We start from the raw sequence: 5,237 nt of genomic DNA on the forward strand, positions 1-5,237 counted from the left end.
TATTCTCGTTTTTTGTCAAACAAGAGGACAAAATTAAACTCATAATAATCAAAGTGTAAATCTTTTTTTTCATAGCGTTTTAATCTTTTTTTTTTTCATTCGTACCATTAAGCACAACGGTTTTTGGTATGTTTTGTGGCGTATTTAAGCAACTAATTTAGTAAATAATTACCGACCAAGAAAATCCGATAGGATTTTCGTAAGTGTGCTTAAACCTAGCTATAAAATATACCAGTTGTTGTACCACGTTTTATATTTTTTTTAAATCCTTAATCGTAAGTATATCAGTCAATTTATCAATTCCAATTTTTGAAATGTATCGAAAACTAAATTCGATTAATACAAATCTCCCAAATACAATTCCCATTGTTGCAGGAACAATCAAGCCAATTGAATCTTTTATTCCATTTGTAATAATCTCAAATAGAAAAATCGAAAAAGGCATTAACATCAAAATTGAAAACATTACTTTAAATGCTTTATGAATTCGAATTTCAATTTCTCCAACTTTTCCGTTAAATTTTCCATCCAAAACGCAAACTGCTCCAATACCAATTTCAGATGATATTAATTTGAATCCATTATCGTAAACTTGTCCACGAAACTCTTTATTTGTCCAATCGGAAACTAATGAATCAGTGATATCAGTTTCTAATTTTAAATTTTCCTTCGATATTGAGAAATCACTTCTCAATTCGGCTGTAAATTCTTTAGTTGGAAATAATTTCATTCATTCGTAGGTTTTTCCTCCAATGTGGTACAACGGTTTTTGGTATGTTTTGAAGCGTGTTTTAAGCAACTAATTTAGTAAATATTTACCGACCAAGAAAATCCGATAGGATTTTCGTAAGTGTGCTAAAACCAAGCTATAAAATATACCAGTTGTTGGCTAAAGTTATTTATCATTTATAAATTCGAAAGAATCAAAAAACTTTCTTGTTGCTTTATTCAAGGGAAAACTATCTTCTTTAGAAGTTAAAACTTGCAATAAATAGTATGTTGAATCTTTTACAATCAATCTATAGGTAGCAATCGAATTATGATTTTTAAATTCAAACTGCATTTCTCTTCCTATTCTATTATTTAATTCTATTTGTTTATCATAAATAGGATCATTTCCAGTCAAGTTTTTAAAGTGTTCTTTCTGCCAGTTGTAAAATTCAGTTAATTGGAATTCACCTGTTTTCAACTGGTTAAAATTTACAAAGGATGCAGAATAACCAAAGTTTAATTTATTTATTGAATCTTGAAGATTTATCCTCATAGCAGTACTTTTTCTTTTGATATTTTCATTATCAAAATAATCACCAGCTTGTCTTTTAATTTCTGAAGTTGGAAATTCAATTGTAAAAGCTTGATTTGAAGATTCAAATAGATTCCATTTATTAATCGGGTCATCAACAATCAGAATTTTGCTTTCTTTTTTTGTTTGACAACTTGTAATAATAAAAAGAATCAATATATATCGTAAGTGTTTCATTTAATTTTAGCCAACGGTTTTTGGTATGTTTTGTGGCGTGATTAAGCAATAAATTTAGTAAATATTTACCGACCAAGAAAATCCCTTTAGGATTTTCGTAAGTGTGCTAAAACCAAGCTATAAAATATACCAGTTGTTGTAGGTAGTTTTTCTTATTTTATCAATAATGTTAAATTAAAATCATCTTTTATTTCACTTTCTACATTTTTATTTTCAATACTTAATTTGATATTTTCGATTTTGTATTCTAATGAATTTTTATATTTCTCAAAATCCAATCCGAATGGGGTTGAATGAAAATCTTTAGATTTATTTTTTATCATTTTACCATTTTCATATATCTGGTAAAACATCATACTTGGACTTATAATATCTTTCTTTGTGAAGGTGATATTAATAATAACTTCTTGATTATTATTCAATTCCTCCTGAAAAATATCACAAAAATCTACAGAAAAATCTAAATGAATTAGAATTTCATCATACTTAAAAATGTTTTTATTGTTTTTACAATCTATAGTTCCTCCAATTGCGCTATAAGTTTCATCAACAATTTGGTGGTCATAATTAGTTTTTATTCTCTTATTAGTTGAACAAGAAATTAAAATGTTTAGTAAAATTAAAATAATATATTTCTGCAATTTTTCCATTTCATAAATTACCTACAACGTTTACGTATATGGAAAGTTGCGTGTTTGTGTGCGAGGATTTTCCGAAGGAAAATCAGAAGCTAGCAAACACGCAACTAACTTTGGTTTAGCTAAAACTAGCAATTTTTTATATACTTTGTTGTAAGTAGTACTTTATTTTTTATTCTTTAACGTAAACGGTTTTGTCAAAAAATAATCTTCGTTCAAAACCTTTTCCTTTTACCTTACCTCTTTCAACAATTAAACCTCGAATTCTCTTTTTTCCAGATGTTGAATATTCTATTCCAAATTCCGCAATATGATTTAAAGGCAAATCTAAATTCAATAATTTGTCATTAGATATTCCGTCATTTTTTAAACTATGAAACGTATCAAGTTTTATTTCTGATAGATTAGAAAAGTCCTCTTTTAATTTTTCTTCGTCTGGAAGTATAACAAACATATCAGATTCCCATTTTATTGTTGGTTTAGTTAAAGTAAATTGCAATTTAGTTACTTTACCTAATTCAGTTGTGTCCATTATAAAAGTATCGAAGTAATTTCCACCAATTGTATCATTTTTTTTGTCTACAATCCATATTTGATTAGCATATTCTTTTCCATTAATGTTAATATATTCGACTATACTGTCTTTAATGTTTTCATCTGCTACTTTGAATTTTCTTATTCCAATTCTGTTTGTCGTTTCTGTTAAAGAAGTTTTTTTATTGTCTGATTTACAGGAAAAAATAACAATGCACAAAATCAGTAAAAAGTTGAATTTCATTGGTTTTTGGGTATTACTTACAACGGTTTTTGGTATGTTTTGTTGAGTGATTTAGCTATAAATTTAGTAAATAATTACCAACCAAGAAAATCCGATAGGATTTTCGTAAGTGTGCTGGAACCAAACAATAAAATATACCAGTTGTTAGCCAATGTTTTTTAATCGTTCAATTTCTTTTTTTAGTTTTTCAAGATGGTTTCTATATACTTTATGATATTTATGATTTTCAAGGTATTCAATCATTTCTTCTATTTCAATGTTTAGTGGTGATTCTTTTAGGTTTTTATTAATCTCATCAAAACTGTCTAAAGATTTTAAAAATTTTAAAGAGTTAGTTGCATTACTTAAAGTTACTCGAGCTCTTTCTGTTTTTTCAGATTTTAACCAATCATAAGTTGATCTAATAAAGTCCGTAAAAGAATCAAAATAATTAGCGTCTAAAGCAAAAATTCTACCTTGTAAATAATAGACGCTCGCATCAACTTCTGCAATCATTTTCGAGTTTTTTGTTTCTAATATAGCTATATCTTTCTTTATTTCAGACATTGTTTTGTTAATTTCAGATTTATTAAACTCTTTAAGTTCTTTAATCTTGTAATCGAAATTATCGTTCATTTGCTTTGTTATAAAACTCGTTAAATCTTTTAAACTTTTTCTTTGAAATAATTGAACTAAAACTGGAACTATAATCCCAAGTACAGAAATAACAATAATTAGTTTTAACCAAGCAGAATCATAAAAATCATTAACTTGACTTATTAATTCTTGTTTTTCATTTAATTTATATTCAAGAAGACTCAAATTATTTGAATTCAATATTGAATCAAATTTATGCTCTAAATAATCAATTCTTTTTAGTAATAATTCTTGATTTAAAGAATCTTTCATAGTGTTTTTTTTTAATATTGGCTAACGGTTTAGAATAACCAAAGTTGTGTTTTGGTTATCGCAATTTTTCGTTTTATAAAACTAATAAAATTAGTATTAAGAAACATTCTATTTTACTAAATGCAACAATTTTGGTTATGCATTGTTGGGTAAAGTTTATTTTAATTCCTTTGGAATATCCTTTTCAAGAATGTATGTGAAATTATCAATAGTGAAAAAATCTTGCCTAGGTTTTAGATAAAAGTAAAATCTAGTTATGTTGTATTTTTCATTATATGGAGTTTTTAATGTTCTTTTGACTAAATCTGTTGAAATCGCAACTTGAGATATAGTCTTATCATTTCTCACAGTTTTTAAAATAGTCATATTTGGAATTAAAACATTAATCTCTTTTCCGTTTTCTAACTTACCGACAAGATTATATTCTACATTTTTTTCAATATGAAGTTTTTCAATTTCATCTTGTAGTTCATATCCTCTTGACCAATTATCTTTCCAATTTCCATCTCCTTCTTTTCCAAAGTTATATTCATCTGCGTAATCTTTATTGAAATTTGGATTTTGTTGTTTTATTGTAATTTGTAATCTCATTTTTCATTTTTTTTCATTAAAGTTTTTAATCCAATCATCTATAAATATTCTAATCCCTTTAGATGCTAAAATCATATAATGTGTTCCTGCTATTTTCTCCTTTTCTGGAACAAACTCATCATTTTTTCTAATTCCACCAACTAATGTTTCTTTGTCCTCAAAACGAAATGAAGAGTATAAATGTTGGTTGCTTAAATGAACATATCCGCTACCAATTTTATAGATCTCATTTGTCCATTTAAATCCTTTAATTTTCTTTAATCTTTTTACTAGCTCTGAATCTCTTAATTGTTTCTTTTTGTTGAAATCATACATCATTGATATCTTTTCCCCTTTACGAACTTTTTCTGCAAATTTTTCGTAGTGATATTCACATTGAGTTGATGCAAATAATCTTAATAGGCTGTCAAGATTTAATCTTACTAGAGGAGCTGCAGTTATATAATTACTGTCTTTTACTAATGAAATATATCCTCGATTCAAGTTAATTGTTCTATTTAAAATCGAAGTACAGAAAATTGAATATTCAGTTGTCATTAAAGTTTCAAGCAATTCTTTTCCAGATTTAATTAATTCATCTCCCTCATTGTTGAGTTCATTCAATAAATCTTCTAAATTCTCTTTCATTTTTTTCGTGCAATTTTACCCAACGGGTTTGAATATGGTTTGTTGCGTGTTTAAAGCACTAATTTAGCAAATAAAAACCGAATAGGAAATCCGATAGGATTTTCGTAAATCGGCTAGAACTAGCAATAAATTATATGCGGTGTTGGCAAATCGTTTTTTATTCCCAACCTTTAATGTTTGAAAACGTTTCATAATCGCATCCAGTATCATATTCCAACTCTTTATTCATTCGTTT

7 protein-coding genes are annotated in these 5,237 nt (G+C 26.7%); all 7 read right to left on the reverse strand.

The features are described 5' to 3' along the window. Positions 1-250 precede the first annotated feature (250 nt). The gene (locus BLU40_RS17010; protein WP_090126592.1) at positions 251-730 is read right to left on the reverse strand and encodes a hypothetical protein; all 480 of its coding nucleotides are present in this window, start codon (positions 728-730) and stop codon (positions 251-253) included. Between the two features lie 165 nt (positions 731-895). After that, entirely contained in the window at positions 896-1,480 is a 585-nt protein-coding gene (locus BLU40_RS17015; RefSeq protein WP_139170998.1) for a hypothetical protein, read from the reverse strand. Between the two features lie 152 nt (positions 1,481-1,632). After that, positions 1,633-2,130: a hypothetical protein gene (locus tag BLU40_RS17020; RefSeq protein ID WP_090126598.1), complete on the reverse strand. Its 498-nt coding sequence runs from the start codon at positions 2,128-2,130 to the stop codon at positions 1,633-1,635. Between the two features lie 160 nt (positions 2,131-2,290). Continuing rightward, positions 2,291-2,896 (reverse strand): hypothetical protein, encoded by a 606-nt coding sequence (locus tag BLU40_RS17025; protein WP_090126599.1) that lies wholly within the window; start codon positions 2,894-2,896, stop codon positions 2,291-2,293. A gap of 144 nt (positions 2,897-3,040) precedes the next feature. Next, a complete protein-coding gene (locus tag BLU40_RS17030) occupies positions 3,041-3,784 on the reverse strand; it encodes a hypothetical protein (RefSeq protein ID WP_090126602.1) in 744 nt (247 codons plus the stop codon). Between the two features lie 156 nt (positions 3,785-3,940). Next, the gene (locus BLU40_RS17035; RefSeq protein WP_090126605.1) at positions 3,941-4,375 is read right to left on the reverse strand and encodes a hypothetical protein; all 435 of its coding nucleotides are present in this window, start codon (positions 4,373-4,375) and stop codon (positions 3,941-3,943) included. Positions 4,376-4,378: 3 nt separating this feature from the next. Then, the gene (locus BLU40_RS17040) at positions 4,379-5,002 is read right to left on the reverse strand and encodes a hypothetical protein (protein ID WP_090126608.1); all 624 of its coding nucleotides are present in this window, start codon (positions 5,000-5,002) and stop codon (positions 4,379-4,381) included. Between the last annotated feature and the right edge of the window lie 235 nt (positions 5,003-5,237).

Origin of the sequence: Lutibacter oricola (assembly GCF_900106565.1) — a bacterium.
In the GTDB taxonomy this organism is placed as follows: Bacteria; Bacteroidota; Bacteroidia; order Flavobacteriales; family Flavobacteriaceae; genus Lutibacter; species Lutibacter oricola.